The following is an 18,221-nucleotide window of genomic DNA, read 5'->3' on the forward strand; positions in this document are numbered from 1 at the left end:
CGAACCTTTCATAGAAGTTATAAAAACCGAACAATATCTGTCATCGTGTGATATTACTACGCTAACCAGGACTTTTCGAGAGATATCTTCGTCACAGGCGGCTACTGCATCAATCTTACGCTACCGTAACCTACTAGTTGGTAGGTGGCATGCGGAGTTTGCAATTCCACACATTTCCCTCTCGTTCTGACGTGATGGAACCGTCCCACGGTCGCACTCGCCGATGCAGTGAGGAAAGCCCCAAACCGCTCGAGAGCATCGCCCGCGGCAGAAAATGCGGTAGCGCCTTCGATATCTGATTGCTGATGTCGAGCGTGAAGCCATCTTCCTCATTGCTCAGCGCCAGAATGTGAACGTTCGTTTGCGGTTCGCCGTACTTCTGAATGTTCGTGCAGAACTCCGACAGCGCCGGCGAGATAACCTCTGAAATCTGCGTCAAAGAGGGCTCGGTTTCGATCCTCGTGGCCAGCGAAACGTTAAACCCAGCTTCCTGTAGTTCATCTTTGGCCTGTTGGAGCACCTTGTTCATGCTGGGAACTCGCTCATCCTGGCCGATAGCGGAGGTCAAAGAACTCTCGTCGTCAGCGGATTTCAGCAATGAAAGCAACTGGCGAAGCTGTAGCAGGCCTTCTCGGGAGGTCTCTGCGATGTCCTCCAGGGATTCTTCAAGTTTTTCATCGGTCCCTTCTCGCTCGATGGCGAGCGCCTGCGCCAGCATGGTTACGCGAGTAAAGGACTTGGCGGTGGAGTCGTGCAGTACGGTCGCCAACTCAAGGCGTTGTTCTTCCAGAGCGCGGTTAGATTCAATCGTTGCCCGCCGGCGTTGCTCTTTGTAGCGGCTGCGCATCATGCCGATGGCGTAGGCAATTACAAAAAGCAGTGTTGTCACAAAGGTTGCGACATGGTCGCGTGCGAAAGTACTTGTGTTTACGTCGTAGTTTGAAATCACCAACAAGAGCAACGCAGTGATTCTCGCCGGCATCTTGTTGTTGTTAGCACGCATCACTTCCACGATGAGAAGCGCACAGAAAATCTGCATTGGAGCTTGCTCTGTGGGAAGGAAAGTCAATGCCAAGAAATTCGCTGGGACAACCACCATGGCAAAAAGCGGCAAATACGTGGCCACTGCAACAAGAATGACCTGAAGGCCACCGATAATGGTCGGCAACAACAGATCAGAGTTGCTCTCGCGGAAAATTAGCGCATCGAGAGCCGTGAGAACCAGCGCAATGACCATCTCCACTGACCCCGGAGTCCTCAGAAAGTCCCTTATCTGTGACAGCGATTTCTTAATCACTACGCCAAGACCTCTTTCCACACCACAACGCGGTCATCTCTAACGGGATGCAGTAATCAATATGCAGTAATCAATATATTGTCAGTGCGGTTGAGAGTGCCATTTGCATGATTAATGCCGTGGCGCAGGGACCGTCGTAAAGCACAAAAAATCCGCCCGGGAAGAATAACCTCTCGGGCGGATTCCTGCTTACTTAGCGAGCGCTACTTACGTCGCGCCGATCCTGGCAGCGGAACTCCGTGCTGGTTGCGCGGAAGGTTCTTAGCGCTTGCCGACGGCGCCTGCGTCTCCTCGGCTGGGGCCTCAGTGGCCTGCTCGGTGGAGGTGGCATCTTCCGCCGACTGCTGTTCGGTAACCTCTGGCTGCGCCGGAGCCTGCTCTGCCTCTGGCTGAGCAGGAGCCTCCTGAGCTTCGGTTTCCTCTGCTGCCGGGGCAGGGGTGCTAGCGACTGGCTTGGCCTTGCGTGCGCCACCCGGGATTGGAGCGCCCTTGCGTGCGCCGCCCGGAACCGGAGCACCGGATGCGGTCTTCGGCTGCTCAGCTGCTGGCTGCTCGGACTCGGTGGTCGCTACTTCAGCAGAGGTGTCCTCGGCGGGAGCGGTTTTCTCGGCCTTCGGCTTCGCGGCCGGAGCTGCCTTCTTAGCGCCACCCGGAACCGGAGCGCCCTTGCGTGCGCCACCCGGAATCGGAGCGCCCTTCGTTGCCTTCGGAGCCTCAGTCGGAGCTTCGGTTTCTGCAGCTGCTGGCTCTGCCTGCGCGGCCGGTTTAGCGGCCTTGGCGCCGCCCGGAACTGGAGCGCCCTTCTTGGCGCCGCCTGGAACCGGGGCACCGCCCTTGGCACCGCCTGGCTTCGGAGCGCCGCCCGGAGCTGGAGCACCCTTCTTGGCACCGCCTGGGGTCGGGGCGCCGCCCTTTGCACCACCTGGAACCGGTGCGCCGGCCTTGGCACCGCCTGGCTTCGGAGCGCCACCCGGAGCAGGAGCACCCTTCTTGGCGCCACCCGGAGTTGGTGCGCCGGCCTTGGCACCGCCTGGCTTTGGAGCACCGCCTGGAGCTGGAGCGCCCTTCTTGGCACCACCTGGGGTCGGTGCGCCGCCCTTGGCGCCACCCGGCTTCGGAGCACCACCCGGCTTCGGAGCACCACCCTTGGCAGCAGCGCCTGCAGCAGCACCAGCAGCTGCGGCACCAGCGCCGGCAGCGGAAGCCTTCTCTGCCTTCTTCTTCTCGGCAGCCTCAGCCTTCTTGCGCTTAGCTTCCTCTTCCTCGAGGCGCTGACGCTCTTCCTCTTCAGCCTTCTTTGGATCGACCCAGCCACGCTCCGGCTGCTCAATCCACTCCGGTTCGCGTGCCTGCGGCAGCTCGCCGTCGACCTTCACGGAGTCGCGGAGCATCTGGGCGATGTCCAGGACCTCCGGCTTCTTCTCGTCGTCCTCGATGACGTTGTTGACGCCATCGTTCATCATCGTCTTACAGAACGGGCAGCCGATGGCAATTGCCTCAGCGCCGGTTCCGACAGCCTCTTCGGTGCGGTTTACGTTGATGCGCTGACCGATGGTCTCTTCCATCCACATGCGAGCGCCACCAGCACCACAGCAGAAGCCGGTGTTCTTATTACGAGGCATTTCGACGAGGTTGGCGCCGGACGCGCCAATCAGCTCACGCGGAGCCTCGAATACCTTGTTGTGGCGGCCCAGGAAGCATGGGTCGTGGTAGGTGACCTGGCGGCCCTGACCCGAAGCAACCGGCTGCAGGCGGTTAGCACGAACCAGCTTGTTCAGCAGCTGGGTGTGGTGGACAACTTCGTACTGTCCACCCAGCTCCGGGTACTCGTTCTTGAAGGTGTTGAAGCAGTGCGCACAGGTGACGACAATCTTGCGCTGCTTCGGCGGCACACCGTCGAAGACCTCGTCGAGCTGCTCGATGTTCTGCTCAGCCAACATCTGGAAGAGGAACTCGTTACCAGCACGGCGAGCGGAGTCGCCAGTACAACCCTCGGCCTGGGAGAGCACAGCGTACTTCACACCTGCGGTGTAAAGCATCTCTGCAACAGCCTTGGTGGTCTTCTTCGCATTGTCGTCGTAAGCACCGGCACAACCGACCCAGAACAGGTACTCGGTGTCGTCGAAGCTCTCGACATCCTCGCCCCAAATCGGGACAACGACGCCGTCCTTGCGGACCTCATTAATCCAGTCGGCACGAGTGGAAGCGTTCTGGCCCCACGGGTTGCCCTTGGTTTCAAGGTTCTTGAACAGGCCAGCCAGCTCGGTCGGGAAGTCCGACTCAACCAGAACCTGGTAACGACGCATATCGACGATGTGGTCGATGTGCTCAATGTCAACCGGGCACTGCTCCACACAGGCACCACAGTTGGTGCAGGACCACAGAACGTCCTGGTCGATGATGCCCTCATCGCCGTCGCCAACCAGTGGCTTGGTCAGGAGTGCTGCGCCAGCGCCTTCGCCCTCGCGAGCGGTTTCGATGGTCTCGCCAGCCAACAGGTACGGGGCAGAAGCGTAAGCGTGGTCACGCAGCTGGTTAACCAGCAGCTTCGGGGACAGCGGCTTGGAAGTGTTCCAGGCCGGGCACTGCTCCTGGCAGCGACCACACTCGGTGCAGGAGGTGAAGTCCAGCAGAGCCTTCCAGGAGTGGTCGGTGACTACGCCGGTGCCCATGGAGTCAACCTCCGGGTCAGCCTCTTCCAGGTTCAGGATTTCGCCGTTAGAGGTCATCGGCTTAGCCCCAGCGAGGGCGTTGTAGCCGTCAGCGTTGCGCTTGAGCAGGATGTTGGCGAACGCCAGGAAGCGGTGCCATGCGACACCCCAAGTTAGGTTGCGGCCAACAACGAAGAGCCAGACCATACCGGACAGCAGCTTAATCAGCGCGAAGATGGACACCATGACTTCGGAGGCCGGCAGAATCTGTGCGATACCACCGGTGACGAAGTTCGCCCAGGTCCAGACCTCGGCGCCAGTGTGACCGTGGTCGCCGTAGGTAGCCAGCTTGGCAGCCTTGACGAACATCATGCCCAGGCCCTCGATGAGGACGACGGCCTCAACGAAGTAGGCAGCCTTGGCGTTGGATCCGTAGAAGCGGCTCAGACGCTCCTTGCCCAGGTTGGTCTGGCGGACGAGAATCAGTGCCAGGATGCCCAGGGTGGTGCCCAGGCCGAGCAGTTCGTCGATGAAGTGCCAGGCGGTCAGATTCCTGAGGATTGGCCAACCACCGGCTGGCCAGAAGGTCTGAATGTACGCCTCGAACCACACTAGGGAACCGAGGAGGAAGCCCACCATGACGAACCAGTGAGCCACAGCAACGCCGGGCTTCTTGGCCATCTTGGTGTGACCGACGATCTCTCGGATCATGGTCCAAATACGGGTTCCCCATTCACCGGTGTGACCGTACGTCTTTTGGCCCACCATGATGGTCTTCACCATATGGGTGAATCCCTTAATAAAGATGAACCAGCAGGGCAGGGACAACAGGACGCCAATAACGCCGACTGCGACGGTGAATCCGGTAGATTCCGGAATCGCCGTGTCAGCCGTCGCCGCGGCGAGGTTGAGCACGCTCATAATGTTCCTTCTAGGCTGGCTCAGCCAGGGTGATGGCTGAGTGAAAATAGTTCTCTTGTGAGTTCTATCACGAGCCGCGGACGCTTACCTAACTAATGTGCAAAATAGTGCTGAATTCATCGATACACGGTGTAACCAGCGGTTATTTGACGAATTACGCAAAAAAATCGTTGTTTTATTCGAGAGGGTTTCGACGGGTTTCAACGCTTTCGCTTGACGACGGCGCGCGGCACTTTCGTCGTCACGCTTTTATGGGCGGAAGTGGCGGCGGCGTTGCGTGTATGTAGTTGTCGAGTGTTGCCGATTCGATGTTTTGCGGACGCATTGTGGGGGTAGTGCCGGAGTGTTGGGGCGGGGCTGTGTCGCGAGACGGAGAGGGTGCTCGGTGGTGTGTTGGCCTTCGAAAATTGACTGAAGCAGACATGTATTCACATGCGTTACGTTCTTAACATAAATAACAATAGTGACTTCTGTACCTGTGTTTTGGTGGATAATTTGCTATTGGATCCCGGGATTTGCTGGCAGTTAACGAAAAAGTCATTAAATGTAACTCACTTTTATGAATCCCAAGTGGATTTAAAAGCCTCTACGTCCGCAATTTACCTGGTAGGCGGCGTGCTATTTTGGTGGCGAAGAGAGTGCCTGGCCACCCCCGCGTAATTCTTATGTAGGCGCCATTTTGTGTAGCGCCTAGTATTAGCGGTGTGATACTGCGGATTTATCCGCCTGATTCTAAATGGCATGTGGGGTATGGATTTCTCCGTGCCACTTTTTCTTGAGAGGGACTTTAATGGCGCGATCTTTCCGTGCAATCGCTATGGCTGGAGCAGGCCTCATTCTTACTGCGAGTGCGGTCTTTGGCTCGGGTGTAGTGGCAAACGCCAATCCGGTCAGTGCCGTCGCAGTCAAGGCGTTCAATAGCTCGCTTGCGACTCCAGTGGTGGTTTCCCCGGTCGGACGTGCAGCTGCGGAGACTGCGTTACTTGATCCTCAGGTGCCGATTATTGTGCTCGGGGCCCGTCTCAATCCCGACTGCAGTGCTCCAGCTGTTTTGACGTCCCGATTGGAAACTGCACGTTCGCTGGCGCTGCGTCATCCGCTTAACCCGGTCGTCGTCACGGGTGGTCGTACTCAGCCGGGCTGCCAGACTGAGGCTGAGTACATGCGTGATGCGCTTGCATCTATGGGAGTGTGGAAGCGACGAATCACGATGGAAACAAACTCAGACTCCACCGTTGAAAACGCGGCAGGCACTGCATACCTTGCAGGATCGGGAGCCCGTGGCGTTCGTGCTGCTGTCATTGTGACTTCTCCAACGCACACACCGCGTGCACGAGACACCTATGCTGCCGCCGACAACTCGGCTCTGTGGCTGGCAGTCCCGTCGACTGTGAACTAGCAGTTTCTAGGAATTGGTGAAGTTTGCCTCGCGCTTTTCAGTGAAAGCGGCCATGCCTTCCTTCTGGTCATTGGAGGAGAACAGGGAGTGGAAGGTGCGACGCTCAAAGAGCAGTCCCTGCGACAGCGTCATTTCGTAGGCCTGGTTGATCTGTTCCTTAATCTGGGTAGTGGCAACCAGAGACTTCGACGCAATGGTGTCGGCGACTTTCAGGGCCTCGTCGAGAAGCGCGTCCGGCTCGACGACGCGGGCGACCAGACCTGCGCACTCAGCTTCCTCGGCACCCATCATGCGGCCGGTGAGGCACATCTCCATTGCCTTAGCCTTGCCGATTGCGCGGGTGAGACGCTGCGAGCCGCCCATGCCCGGAGAGATGCCGAGGTTGACCTCAGGCTGACCGAACTTGGCCTTAGCGCCAGCGATGATGAAGTCCGCCATCATAGCGACCTCGCAGCCACCGCCCAGGGCGTAGCCGTTGACGGCGGCGATAACTGGAGTGCGGACGGAAGTCAGAACATCCCAACGTGCGAACCAGTCAGAGACATACATCTCGGTGCCGGACTTGTCCGCCATCTCCTTAATGTCCGCACCTGCGGCAAACGCCTTCTCGGAGCCGGTGATGATAATCGCGCCGATTCCCGAGTCGTTGTCGAAAGCGGTGGCTGCTGCGCCGATCTCTTCCATGGTCTTGTGGTTCAAGGCGTTCAGTGCCTTCGGGCGGTTTAGGGTGATAATGCCGACGCGACCTCGGGTTTCGGTAAGGATGTTTTCGTAGGTGGTCATTAGATACTCCTTTGGGATGGCTTGAGTTTGGTGAAAGTTGTGTATGTAGCCCGCAATTCCAAAATCTGAAGAACGTGGCTGCGGCTTGAAAAGTCTTTCCTGTATGCGAGGGTACCTGCGGTAGCGGGTGCCGTCAGGCTGTTTGAGCTGATAGGTGCAGGGTGGGGTGGGTTGGTGTCTTTTAGTGCTCGATGTGTCGGTGGCCATGTTGGCTAACTAGACAGCTTTGTCTATATACTTCGCTTTATGTCGAACAAGAACACCGAAAATACGCACGAACTATGGGACATTGCTCGCAAGCTTCGGGAAAACCACACTTATATTGACTTGACTCACGCGTTTCACGCCGGTCAGCCGAAATTCCCGGCGCTTCCCGACGAACAGCGAACACGACTTTTTACCGTCGCTGAACATGGATTTGAAATCGACCAGTATCAGTTTGTTGGCCAGTGGGGTACGCATGTGGATCCGCCTGTGCATTTCGTCCAAGAGACGAGAACTCTTGACAATATTGGCGTCGAGCAGATGATCCTGCCTTTGGTCGTCCTAGATTTCACTGCTGAAGTCGCTCGGGATAATGATTTCTCCCCTTCGATTGCTGATGTCGAGGCGTGGGAGAAGCGCAATGGCTTGATTCCAGATGGTGCATTCGTCGCATTTCGCAGTGACTGGTCAAAGCGGTGGCCCGACGCTGAGGCAATGGCCAATGCGGATGAAGAGGGTGTGACCCATTATCCAGGGTGGAACGTAGAGGTCGTCGAATGGTTGATAGACAACCGTGGCGTTGTGGCGATTGGGCACGAGACCACTGATACGGACTCCGGCATCGTGGCTCATGGTGGCAGCTTGCCGACGGAGCTCTATCTATTAGGGCGTGACCGATGGCAGATTGAACTTCTGGCTGGGCTCGACCAGGTGCCGGAAACGGGGGCACTCGTGGTTGCCTCCTGGCCGAAGCCAAAGGATGGGACAGGATTCCCAGCTCGGGTTTTTGCAGTTTTGCCAGAGTAATCCTTCCACTGCCTTTGAACGGTTTTCGAATACGCCATAGAGCTTCACCTAACTCAATCCGAGTCTAGATACGTGATTCAGCCGTCATTGTTTGAGAGCTTTGCATTGTCCGTTCACTACGTCGACCGAAACGACGAGCCGACAGCACGGATTATCCTCCGGCGTGCATTGTCAAGATCGGCCGGCTCTATGTGCTCGCATGGGGTGAGCTCTGTGAAGGCATGGGCGGCAGTGCCGCGGTGAAGGCGGATTCCCGAGTGGCAATCCGCCTGTGGTCTTAACCTCGCTTGCGCAGTGAAACTGCCAATGCCGCAATACCGGTGAGCGCGCCCACGAGGCCGAGTCCTAGGCCCCAGCCGCCAAGCGTGCTGCTTGAGTCCTCGCTGGTAGCAGCTGCGGAATGCTCCACGTTGTCCGAGTGGTTATCGCCGTGCGCTGTCTCGCCGGTGCCATGACTGTGGCTGTGGTCGTGACCGTGGCTATGTTCATCGTCTGCCGACTTCTCAATCAGCTCCACGGTTGGAACCGGGTAATCGCTATCGTGGTCCTTTTCAGCCCAGTTCATCGAACCCTTTTCACAGGTTTGCAGCGTCGGCACCTCAACCGTCGACGGCTTTGCATTATCAGCCACCTTCACGCTGAGCGTCAGAGAATCCTTCAGGTCCGACGGCAGTGGAGTCTTTGCGGTGTAGATGACCTTCTGCACCTTTTCATTCTCGCCAGAGCCGGTCGACTCCTTCGTGACATCCCAGTTCGCGTTCATGTTCGGCGTAACCTTTTCGAACTCCTCCGGGATGGTGAACTCGACCTTCGTCGTCGGCGAACCGTCGCAGCCATGGCCGACCCCGAAAGCCAGATCTGCGTAGCCGCCAATCGGGGCAGACGACGGGGTTGCATGCACATGTGCGGATGCAATGGCAGGGAAGGCGAGGGTTAGTGCGGCGCTTGCCGACGCTACTGCGAGCCCACGGAAAAAGGGGAAATGGTGTCGCTGTGCATTCTGAGGCACGAAAAACTCCTAAATAAGTGGGATGAATTCTTGGCTCAATCGCCCCGTAAATGGGGAGGATTTAGACATGTATTAGTGGAGCCGCCAGAGCTGATTCGGTGTCAGGCCATGGGGTAACAAGGACATGGCCTGTTGATGAGCCGGTGGCTGCAAAACACGTCAGGGGATTAGTCGGTTCGCTTTGCACGAAAGTTCCCAGGGCTAGTGCTAAGAAATTCCCGCTGGAGGCCGAAGACAGGATTCTGTATAGAAAATTGCGCTGTAGGCTACCGTGAGTGGCTTTAGAGCATAGTTATACAAAAATCTTTTATCGCGTTGACCTGTAGTGATGGAGGTTTTTCTAGAAAAGTTGAGTCGGGTGGGAATAGCTTTGTCCCATAGCTCGTTGCACAGCATGACAAACATTGAGTCGGACACACTCAAGTTTGCTTGACAGATTTTCTACGGCAATGCAGACTTGAGCGTGTAAGACTTAAGGGCAATTCTTTTACTCTTCTAGAAAGGTGTTCATCATGGGACGCGCTGTTGGTATTGACTTGGGTACGACGAACTCCTGTGTCTCCGTCCTCGAGGGCGGCGAGGCTCAGGTGATTGCGAACGCTGAGGGTTCGCGCACCACTCCGTCGGTGGTTGCATTTGCAAAGAATGGTGAGGTCCTGGTTGGCCAGTCCGCTAAGAACCAGGCTGTCACTAACGTTGATCGCACTATTCGTTCGGTCAAGCGCCACATGGGTACTGACTGGAGCATCGAGATTGATGACAAGAAGTACACTCCGCAGGAGATTTCCGCTCGTACGCTGATGAAGCTGAAGCGCGACGCTGAGTCTTACCTGGGTGACGACGTCACTGATGCGGTTATTACCGTTCCGGCTTACTTCAACGACGCTGAGCGTCAGGCAACCAAGGAAGCGGGTCAGATTGCTGGCCTGAACGTCCTGCGCATTGTCAATGAGCCGACTGCTGCTGCACTTGCTTACGGTCTGGAGAAGTCCGACAAGGAGCAGACCATTCTGGTCTTCGACCTCGGTGGCGGTACCTTCGACGTCTCCCTGCTGGAGATCGGCGACGGTGTTGTTGAGGTTCGCGCAACTGCTGGTGACAACAAGCTCGGTGGCGATGACTGGGATCAGCGCATCGTTGACTGGTTGGTTGAGAAGTTCCAGTCCAGCAACGGCATTGACCTGACCAAGGACAAGATGGCTCTGCAGCGTCTGCGTGAGGCTGCTGAGAAGGCCAAGATTGAGCTGTCCTCCTCGCAGCAGGCATCTATCAACCTGCCGTACATCACCGTTGATGCTGACAAGAACCCGCTGTTCCTGGACGAGACCCTGTCCCGTACTGAGTTCCAGCGCATCACCTCTGATTTGCTTGACCGCACTCGTAAGCCGTTCCAGCAGGTCATTGCTGACGCTGATGTTTCGGTTTCCGACATTGACCACGTCGTGCTGGTCGGTGGTTCCACCCGTATGCCGGCAGTCTCCGAGCTGGTCAAGGAACTGACCGGTGGTCGTGAGCCGAACAAGGGCGTTAACCCGGACGAGGTTGTCGCAGTTGGTGCTGCTCTGCAGGCCGGCGTTCTGCGCGGTGAGGTCAAGGACGTGCTGCTGCTCGACGTCACCCCGCTGTCGCTGGGTATTGAGACCAAGGGCGGTGTCATGACCAAGCTGATCGAACGCAACACCACTATCCCGACCAAGCGTTCGGAGACCTTCACCACTGCTGAAGACAACCAGCCGAGCGTTCAGATTCAGGTCTTCCAGGGCGAGCGTGAGATGGCTGCAGCTAACAAGCTGCTGGGCTCTTTCGAGCTGGGCGGTATCGCTCCGGCACCGCGTGGTGTCCCGCAGATTGAGGTCACCTTCGACATCGACGCCAACGGCATTGTCCACGTCACCGCTAAGGACAAGGGCACTGGTAAGGAAAACACGATCACCATCCAGGACGGCTCCGGCCTCTCCAAGGAGGAGATCGACCAGATGATCAAGGACGCTGAGAAGCACGCTGACGAGGACAAGAAGCGCCGCGAGGAGCAGGAAGTCCGCAACTCGGCTGAGTCCATGGCTTACCAGACCCGCAAGTTCGCATCGGAGAACGAGGACAAGGTTTCCCAGGACATCCGCGACCGCGTTGAAGAGGCCGCCAAGGAAGTCGACGAGGCTCTGAAGGGCTCCGACATCGAGGCCATCAAGTCCGCCGTCGAGAAGCTGTCCACCGAGAGCCAGGAGATGGGTAAGGCTATCTACGAGGCTCAGGCAGCTGAGGGTGCAACCGCAGCCGAGGGTGCTGAGGCCGCTGACGCTGACGACAACGTCGTTGACGCTGAGGTCGTCGACGAGGACGAGAAGGACAAGTAAGAATGACTGACCAGGATCAGGGAAACCAGCCCACCCCGGAGGAGCCGGCCAACCTGGCCGATCAGGTCAACGAGGTCTTCGAGCAGGCCAAGCTTGACGACGACGTGGAGCCGGCGACCGAAGGTGCCGCCGGCGACACCGCCGCGGAGGAAGCTGCAGACCCAGTTGCAGCCATCCAGCGTGAGTTGGATGAGCGCACGGAGGACCTGCAGCGCCTGTCGGCGGAGTTCGCAAACTACCGTCGTCGAGTTGACCGAGACCGTGAAGCCGAGCGCGTACAGGCGAAGGCAAAGCTGGCTGGAGAACTGCTGGTTTTGGCTGATGACCTCGACCGGGCTGAAGAGCACGGCGACTTGGCAGACGGCACCCCGCTGAAGGCTTTCGCGGATAAATTCCGTGGCGTGCTGACCGCACAGGGTGTTGAGGAATTTGGTGCCGCAGGAGAGGAGTTCAACCCGGACATCCACGAGGCTGTCCAGGATCTCTCTGAAGGGGATGACAAGGTTCTAGCCAATGTGCTGCGCAAGGGCTACCGAATTAATGACCGTGTCATTCGTACGGCGATGGTAATCATCGGCGATCCGCAGTAGCGGAGACACAAGTGACGCAGATTTCTTTGAATTAGTTTTTCTGAAAGGAGGAGATGCACCATGACTCAACGGGAATGGGCAGATAAGGACTATTACGCTGACTTGGGCGTCTCTAAGTCTGCGTCACTCGACGAGATTAAAAAGGCCTACCGCAAGTTAGCCCGGGAGAACCACCCGGACAAGAACCCGGGTAACAAGGCCGCTGAAGATAAGTTCAAGCGAATCTCCGAGGCATACTCGGTGGTCGGTGACGAGGACAAGCGCCGCGAATACGATGAGCTGCGTGCAGCTCTCGCAGGTGGTTTCCGATTCCCCGGTGCCGCAGGTGCCGGCGGAGCCGGTGCTGCCGGTGCACGTGGATTCGACTTCGACGTGTCGGATCTCTTCGGCGGAGGTGCCGGATTCGGTGGCAATGCTGGTGGTGCAGGTGGCCTAGGTGATTTCCTGGGCGGCTTCGTAAACCGCAATGGTGGCGCTGGTGCTGCCGGGCGGCAGAAGGCCCGCCGTGGTGCGGATGTGGAGACAGAGATTACGCTCGATTTCCGCGAGGCTGCCCAAGGTGTCACCATCCCGCTGCAGCTCACCAACCCGTCGCCATGCACGAACTGCAATGGTTCGGGTGCAGCGCCGGGAACCTCACCGGTGACGTGTACCACCTGTCATGGTTCGGGATATGTCAAGGAGCAAAAGGGGGCCTTCGGCTTCTCCAGTCCGTGTGCGGACTGTGGTGGCCAGGGCACTCGTATCGAGAACCCTTGCTCGCAGTGTAACGGCACCGGTGTGACCACCCGCCGTCGTACCATCACCGTTCGCGTCCCCGCAGGTGTGGTGGACGGCCAGAAGGTCCGTCTTGCGGGCCAAGGTGAAGCGGGACTGCGGGGGCGTCCGGCCGGTGACCTCTTTGTCACCGTTCATGTTCGCCCGGATGAAGTCTTCACCCGCAGCGGCAACGACCTTGAGGTCACGGTGCCCGTGAGCTTCGGCGAGCTCGCACTCGGCGGCACCATTACCGTGCCGACGTTGGGTGACAAGATTCGCGTGCGTGTCCCGGCTGGCACAGCCGATGGCCGAACACTGCGTGTGCGCGGTCGAGGAATCCCGAAGCGCAATGGCACTCCGGGTGACCTGCTGGTAACCGTGCGTGTGAAGGTGCCGACCAATTTGGACGACAATGCCACTTCGGCATTGCGCTCCTACGTCGAAGCGGAACGTGCCAGCGGGTTCAATCCTCGTGAGGGTTGGGCAGGTGCGAAATAATGTCCGACAACACTGAGGTCTATGTCATATCCGTAGCCGCGAATCTCGCGGGCATGCATGCGCAGACGCTGCGTAATTATGACCGACTCGGGTTGGTAACTCCGCAGCGAACCTCCGGCGGAGGTCGGCGCTACACCAAACGCGATGTGGCGCTGCTGCGTGAGATTCAGCGTCTGAGTCAGGAAGACGGCGTCAACCTGGCCGGTATTAAGGCCATCATCGACCTGACTGAGCGGGTGGATTCGCTTGAGCAGGAAAATGCAGAACTGCGAGAGCAGCTCTATCAAGCAAAGGCACAGGCTCGTCGTTCGCGAGGCGAACTGGTCCACGTCCCACGCTCTACGGCAGTGGTGATGTGGGAGCCGCGCACACGACGCCGGCACAAAGACAACCGCGGTGGGGAAAGGTAATCCCACACGGCTGAGTGAACGGACTAACCAGCGTCGCCTGGTTAGTCCGTTTTCTTTTGGCTTGTTAATTTGGGCCGTGGATTCGCAACCGCTGATCTGAGAGACCGGTCAGCTGTCAGTTAGCCACCGGTTGGCCTCGCGGGTGAAAACTTCGTCGTCAAAGTAGTGTTCGATGTGTGGGTTGCCCTGGATGTGCCGATACTTTTGAGGAATATCCTGCACGGGAGTGACCATGAAATCGGTCAAATCTCGCATGGACAGGCCACGCTCACTCAGGTTGAGTGTGTACGCGCCGAAATCCTTATCCGCTGGGTTTTTCCCATGAATCCCCAGTTCGGCAGGAATACGAATGGGGTCCATCGGGGATGTCGCCACTGCCACACGGTGCTTATTTTCATATTCGGGTCGGACTGTGCCGTCCGGCTTGAGTAGTTTCATGTCGTTTGCGCGTTCCAGTCCGGGGCCAACACCTGGTGGAGCTATGAGCAGCACCCTATCCGTGTAGAGGCCACTACCAAGGGAGGCCTGCGAGACCACCGTCGCCCCATAGCTATAGCCGGCGACAACGTGCCGCTGATTCGGAGACGTGCCGTGGCTAGTAAGGCCACCGGCGATCGCAGTGTCACCACTATCGACGCCACCGGAACGCTCAATCAAACCAGCTTGCAAGTGCTGCAGGCGCTCAGCGGCAAAATTGTGATACTCGGTGCGTATGGCCTCACGGAGGTCGGGTGGCGCGTCATAGGAAAACAACACCACCGCCACATCCTCCGGATCGTCACCGGCGGCGTGGAAGGTCGCGGCTACGCGCTCGAACTGCCTGCTAGCGTCCTCCGCGCTAGAGCTGGTGCCGGGGACGAGAGTAATCACAGTCGATGCTCGCTCAACGTCACCGAACGCAATCGCAGAATGTCCAGGCGAGGACTCCAATAGTTGTCCAGGAGGCAGCCCCAAAGCCCGGGCGCGAGCGGACATGGCAGCGTCTATCTCCGATAGCGGTCTACTCGAATACGCCCCAGTCAATCCGCTCCCAACTTCCAAGTCCCAACCACCGTCAAGCCCTCTGTCAGCAGGGTTGCCAGTACCACTGCCAGCCTGTGATGGCTGCAATCTACCCGAGCCGCTAACTCCGCTTGCCACCAGTGGTGAAAGAGCTGATATTGCGCCCGCCGCCTTCTCATCGAGTCGGTTGAGTTCAGCCAAAGCCGACTGAATCCGAAGCTGCGAGGTTGCACGCCATTCGGCCATGGTGAAAGGCCCGGAAGGAATTTTGGGATGAACGAGGCTGCGCGCAATCGTGGACAGCATGCCCTCTGGCGGAGTCACCGCACCAGAAACCAGGTTCACCTGAAACCCCAGGTTGGTTGCCTGGTTTACCGCGGCGGTAAGTTCGCGGATGACGTCGTTAAGCATGGCGGCGGTGTCGCTGCAGCAGGCGGCGAGACGTTCGAGCGCGACGCTGCTCCGGCGCAGACGCGTGGAGCTGTGGGTGACAGAAATCTCGGCGGCGCTGCGGTTGTCGCCGGCGAAGTCGTCCTCTGAGAGCGCGTTGAGTGCGCCCTGGGAACTGTCGGCGGAATCGGCGAGGGCGCGTGCCCCGGAACGCAGTGCCCGGGCAAGCGTCTCCAGCGAATCCACATGCCACAGCAGTGCTTCGCCTACCGTGACCATGACAGCTTTTCCAAGGCGGCGGACTGGTCATGCTCGTGCGCGAGAGCGCTGACAGCGAGGGCATCGGCAGCCTGCGCAATAACGTCGATGTTTGTGCACGCGGCAAGCAATGATTCCGACCACTTCCCACAAGTAGTGGAGACAGCGGGGACAATCCGTGAACCGGGCAGGGCAGAGGTGAGCTCGGCGCTTCCTGGGGCAGCTGCGACGATGGTGGAAAGGCCATCAATACGAGTGGAAATCTGCTGGTAGGAACGACTTAAGGCGGATAGTTGAGCTGGGTTTACTGTGATGTGTTCGGCCATGTTTTTGATTCTGCTGGGTGGAGTAAGGCAGCGGAAGACCATCTTCAGCGAACTGTGGATAACTCTGAGCGGAAGCAACGCAGGAAGCCGCGCTGTGGATAACTTCAGGGCGGTCAATCCGGGGTAGTCGGTAGCATTTAGGCATGCGTATTGCACTGGCTCAGTTGGAATTGTCAGCGTCGGTTGAAGAGAATCTGGACGCGGTGAAGGTGACTATCGCGCGGGCAGCACAGGACAACGCCGATTTGGTGGTTTTCCCCGAGGCCACGATGAAGGCGTTCAATTCCGGTCGCCTGGATGTCGTGGCGGAGTCCAGCAGCGATAGGTTCGTAGCGGAGGTCTCGCAGGCCGCTCACGATGCCGGAATCAGCGTGGTGGTCGGCATGTTCCGCCCGGCAGATGAAGTGGAACGCGACGGTAAGACGATGCACCGCGTCTTCAACTCGCTGCTTCTGGCTTGGCGTGATGAGGACGGCCCCGGTGTCGAGTTCTACGACAAACTCCACCTCTTCGACGCTTTTGGGTTTCGCGAATCGGATACTGTCGCGCCGGGCAACGCGCACGTGGTCTGTGATGTCCCGCTTGCCGACGGATCGTCGGTCGCCCTCGGTCTTGCGACATGCTTTGACATCAGGTTCCCGGAGCAATTCATTCAACTGGCCAACCTGGGCGCAGAGGTCATCGCGCTGCCTGCATCGTGGAATGACGGCCCGGGCAAGGTAAGGCAGTGGCAGACGCTGGTGTCGGCACGCGCACTGGATAGCACTTGTGTGATTGCGGCAGTCGATGCGGCCCGGCCTGATGGGGCGAAGGCCGCGGGGAAAGATGAGGGGCCGACCGGCGCGGGGCACTCCATGTTGGTCAATGCGGACGGCGGAGTTATTGCCTCGGCGGGCTACGACCCGCAGTTGCTTGTGGCCGATGTGGATATAGCGGAGGTGGAGCGGATTCGTCGCTCGATTCCGGTGCTGGAGATTCGCGATCAGGGCTAGCTGGGAAGCGATGAAGAGGGCCGAGTCGAGGGGGCGAAGATTGCGGGATATTAGCCTATAGTTCTACCGATTCGGGCGAAGTCATTTATATTTCTTATCATGCTGCTCCACATCCTCTGGGTCATCGGAATTACGGCTGAAGGCGTCACCGGCGCACTAGCGGCCGGTCGAATGCGCATGGATCTCTTTGGAGTTTCAACAATTGCGTGCATGACTGCTATCGGCGGCGGTACCCTGCGCGATGTCATTCTCGGTCACTATCCGTTGGTGTGGGTTGCAAGCCCGCAATATTTGCTGGTTATCGTCGGTGCAGCACTGATTACGGTGCTGTTGGCCGACTTCCTGATGAAGCACTTTCGGGTCGTGTTCTTGGTCGCTGACGCAATCGGCTTGTCGGCGTTTTCCATCATTGGTGCCCGCGTGGCCATGGAAATGGGGCACGGCGTCATCATCGCTATTGTCGGCGCCGTTCTTACCGGTGCGTTTGGAGGTGTGCTCCGCGACCTGATGTGTGACCGCGTCCCGCTGGTGTTTCAAAAGGAGCTCTATGCCTCCATCGCAGTCGTCGCGGCGACGCTTTACTACGTGCTCGACATGGTTGGCCTGCACGAGAACATCAACATCATCTGTGCGGTGCTGTCCGCACTGTTCATTCGACTAGCGGCGCTTTGGCGTGGCTGGTCGCTGCCGGTATTTGACTATCAGGGGCGCGATTAAAACACAGTACCCAGAAAAACTCTCAGCAAAATACTCTAATTAGCTCAGCAGAATCGATAGTTGTTGCTGAAAAGATTGCCGTTATGGATTTTTCTGGATTCCTCTCCGGTATCGGAGACCCCGAAGCTCTACTCCAGGGGTTTGGCCCTTGGGTGCTTGCGGGGCTTGGACTCATCATCTTTATTGAGTCCGGTGTGCTCTTTCCTTTTCTGCCCGGTGACTCGCTGTTGGTCACTGCTGCCGTCTTAAGGTCAGAGCTAGATGTCCACACTTGGCAGGTGCTGGTTATCGGTATTATTGCCGCGGTGCTGGGTGATCAAGTCGGTTACTTCTTAGGCCACTCCTTCGGCCGCAAACTGTTCAGCGACAATGCCAAGGTGCTCCGAACTAATCGGCTGGAAGCGGCCGAGAAGTTCTTTGCCAAGTACGGACCACTGTCGTTGGTGCTGGGGCGATTTGTTCCCATTGTGCGCACCTACGTTCCGCTGGCGGCGGGCACTGCGAATATGCCCTACGGAAAGTTCATCGGCTGGAATGTCACCGGTGCGATTGGCTGGGTCGCCAGTATGGTCGCTGTTGGTGTGCTGCTGGGCAACATTCCGGGAATCACCAGTTCCATCGACAAGATCATGTTGCTGGTCATTGCAATTTCCGTGCTACCGGTTGTCATTGGTGGTGTGAATGCGCGTCGTAAAGCAGCTGTTGCGAAGCGCTCGGTGTAGGACGGTGCTGTCGTAAGGGCAGAGGCGCCGACAGAAAAACTCCCGCACCAGGTTTTCTTGGTGCGGGAGTTTTTAATTGCGCTAGCGGCTACCTAGAGGCGTGCACAAGCGCAGATGCACAGCGAAGCGCAA

At 58.1% G+C, this 18,221-nt stretch carries 15 protein-coding genes; 9 read left to right on the plus strand and 6 right to left on the minus strand.

Translation table 11 applies throughout. The features are described 5' to 3' along the window. Positions 1-133: 133 nt before the first annotated feature. Both HMPREF2857_RS03010 and HMPREF2857_RS03015 read right to left on the minus strand, forming a co-directional pair. Positions 134-1,237, minus strand: a complete 1,104-nt coding sequence (locus HMPREF2857_RS03010) for a histidine kinase (protein ID WP_246819590.1) — start codon at positions 1,235-1,237, stop codon at positions 134-136. A gap of 263 nt (positions 1,238-1,500) precedes the next feature. Beyond that, positions 1,501-4,869 (minus strand): heterodisulfide reductase-related iron-sulfur binding cluster, encoded by a 3,369-nt coding sequence (locus HMPREF2857_RS03015; protein WP_070642688.1) that lies wholly within the window; start codon positions 4,867-4,869, stop codon positions 1,501-1,503. 790 nt (positions 4,870-5,659) lie between these two features. Here HMPREF2857_RS03015 and HMPREF2857_RS03020 point away from each other — a divergent pair. Next, on the plus strand, positions 5,660-6,268 hold the full coding sequence (locus HMPREF2857_RS03020) for a YdcF family protein (RefSeq protein WP_048734430.1): 609 nt from the start codon (positions 5,660-5,662) through the stop codon (positions 6,266-6,268). Positions 6,269-6,274: 6 nt separating this feature from the next. On the opposite strand, the gene HMPREF2857_RS03025 is transcribed toward HMPREF2857_RS03020, so the two are convergent. After that, positions 6,275-7,051: an enoyl-CoA hydratase gene (locus tag HMPREF2857_RS03025; RefSeq protein ID WP_049193758.1), complete on the minus strand. Its 777-nt coding sequence runs from the start codon at positions 7,049-7,051 to the stop codon at positions 6,275-6,277. A gap of 246 nt (positions 7,052-7,297) precedes the next feature. On the opposite strand from HMPREF2857_RS03025, the gene HMPREF2857_RS03030 reads away from it, so the two are divergent. Continuing rightward, positions 7,298-8,062, plus strand: coding sequence for a cyclase family protein (locus tag HMPREF2857_RS03030; RefSeq protein ID WP_070642690.1), 765 nt, complete (start codon positions 7,298-7,300; stop codon positions 8,060-8,062). Between the two features lie 277 nt (positions 8,063-8,339). Here HMPREF2857_RS03030 and HMPREF2857_RS03035 read toward each other — a convergent pair whose 3' ends face one another. Next, complete coding sequence (locus HMPREF2857_RS03035; protein WP_070642691.1) at positions 8,340-9,071, minus strand: YcnI family protein; 732 nt, start codon at positions 9,069-9,071, stop codon at positions 8,340-8,342. A 512-nt stretch (positions 9,072-9,583) separates the two neighbouring features. Here HMPREF2857_RS03035 and dnaK point away from each other — a divergent pair. The 4 genes from dnaK to HMPREF2857_RS03055 are packed head-to-tail and all read left to right on the plus strand — an operon-like array spanning position 9,584 to position 13,682. Beyond that, complete coding sequence (gene dnaK, locus HMPREF2857_RS03040) at positions 9,584-11,425, plus strand: molecular chaperone DnaK (RefSeq protein ID WP_048734453.1); 1,842 nt, start codon at positions 9,584-9,586, stop codon at positions 11,423-11,425. 2 nt (positions 11,426-11,427) lie between these two features. Next, complete coding sequence (gene grpE, locus HMPREF2857_RS03045; RefSeq protein WP_016421563.1) at positions 11,428-12,015, plus strand: nucleotide exchange factor GrpE; 588 nt, start codon at positions 11,428-11,430, stop codon at positions 12,013-12,015. A 60-nt stretch (positions 12,016-12,075) separates the two neighbouring features. Further along, the gene (gene dnaJ, locus HMPREF2857_RS03050; protein WP_005511752.1) at positions 12,076-13,272 is read left to right on the plus strand and encodes a molecular chaperone DnaJ; all 1,197 of its coding nucleotides are present in this window, start codon (positions 12,076-12,078) and stop codon (positions 13,270-13,272) included. Then, the gene (locus tag HMPREF2857_RS03055; protein ID WP_016421562.1) at positions 13,272-13,682 is read left to right on the plus strand and encodes a heat shock protein transcriptional repressor HspR; all 411 of its coding nucleotides are present in this window, start codon (positions 13,272-13,274) and stop codon (positions 13,680-13,682) included. Before dnaJ ends, HMPREF2857_RS03055 begins: the two co-directional genes overlap by 1 nt. Before the next feature lie 108 nt (positions 13,683-13,790). Here HMPREF2857_RS03055 and HMPREF2857_RS03060 read toward each other — a convergent pair whose 3' ends face one another. Together HMPREF2857_RS03060 and HMPREF2857_RS03065 are read right to left on the minus strand one after the other, a co-directional pair. Beyond that, positions 13,791-15,353, minus strand: coding sequence for an alpha/beta hydrolase (locus tag HMPREF2857_RS03060; protein WP_070642693.1), 1,563 nt, complete (start codon positions 15,351-15,353; stop codon positions 13,791-13,793). Next, entirely contained in the window at positions 15,341-15,658 is a 318-nt protein-coding gene (locus tag HMPREF2857_RS03065) for a hypothetical protein (protein WP_070549985.1), read from the minus strand. The genes HMPREF2857_RS03060 and HMPREF2857_RS03065 overlap by 13 nt, the downstream gene beginning before the upstream one ends. A gap of 143 nt (positions 15,659-15,801) precedes the next feature. Here HMPREF2857_RS03065 and HMPREF2857_RS03070 point away from each other — a divergent pair, with 143 nt between their 5' ends. The 3 genes from HMPREF2857_RS03070 (at position 15,802) to HMPREF2857_RS03080 (ending at position 18,089) form a co-directional block, all read left to right on the plus strand. Then, on the plus strand, positions 15,802-16,650 hold the full coding sequence (locus HMPREF2857_RS03070; protein WP_070602406.1) for a carbon-nitrogen hydrolase family protein: 849 nt from the start codon (positions 15,802-15,804) through the stop codon (positions 16,648-16,650). Positions 16,651-16,749: 99 nt separating this feature from the next. Continuing rightward, on the plus strand, positions 16,750-17,367 hold the full coding sequence (locus HMPREF2857_RS03075; protein WP_016421558.1) for a trimeric intracellular cation channel family protein: 618 nt from the start codon (positions 16,750-16,752) through the stop codon (positions 17,365-17,367). A gap of 83 nt (positions 17,368-17,450) precedes the next feature. Next, the gene (locus HMPREF2857_RS03080) at positions 17,451-18,089 is read left to right on the plus strand and encodes a DedA family protein (protein ID WP_016421557.1); all 639 of its coding nucleotides are present in this window, start codon (positions 17,451-17,453) and stop codon (positions 18,087-18,089) included. The last annotated feature ends 132 nt before the right edge of the window (positions 18,090-18,221 follow it).

The organism is Corynebacterium sp. HMSC076C10 (assembly GCF_001812455.1).
Classification (GTDB): domain Bacteria; phylum Actinomycetota; class Actinomycetes; order Mycobacteriales; family Mycobacteriaceae; genus Corynebacterium; species Corynebacterium jeikeium_D.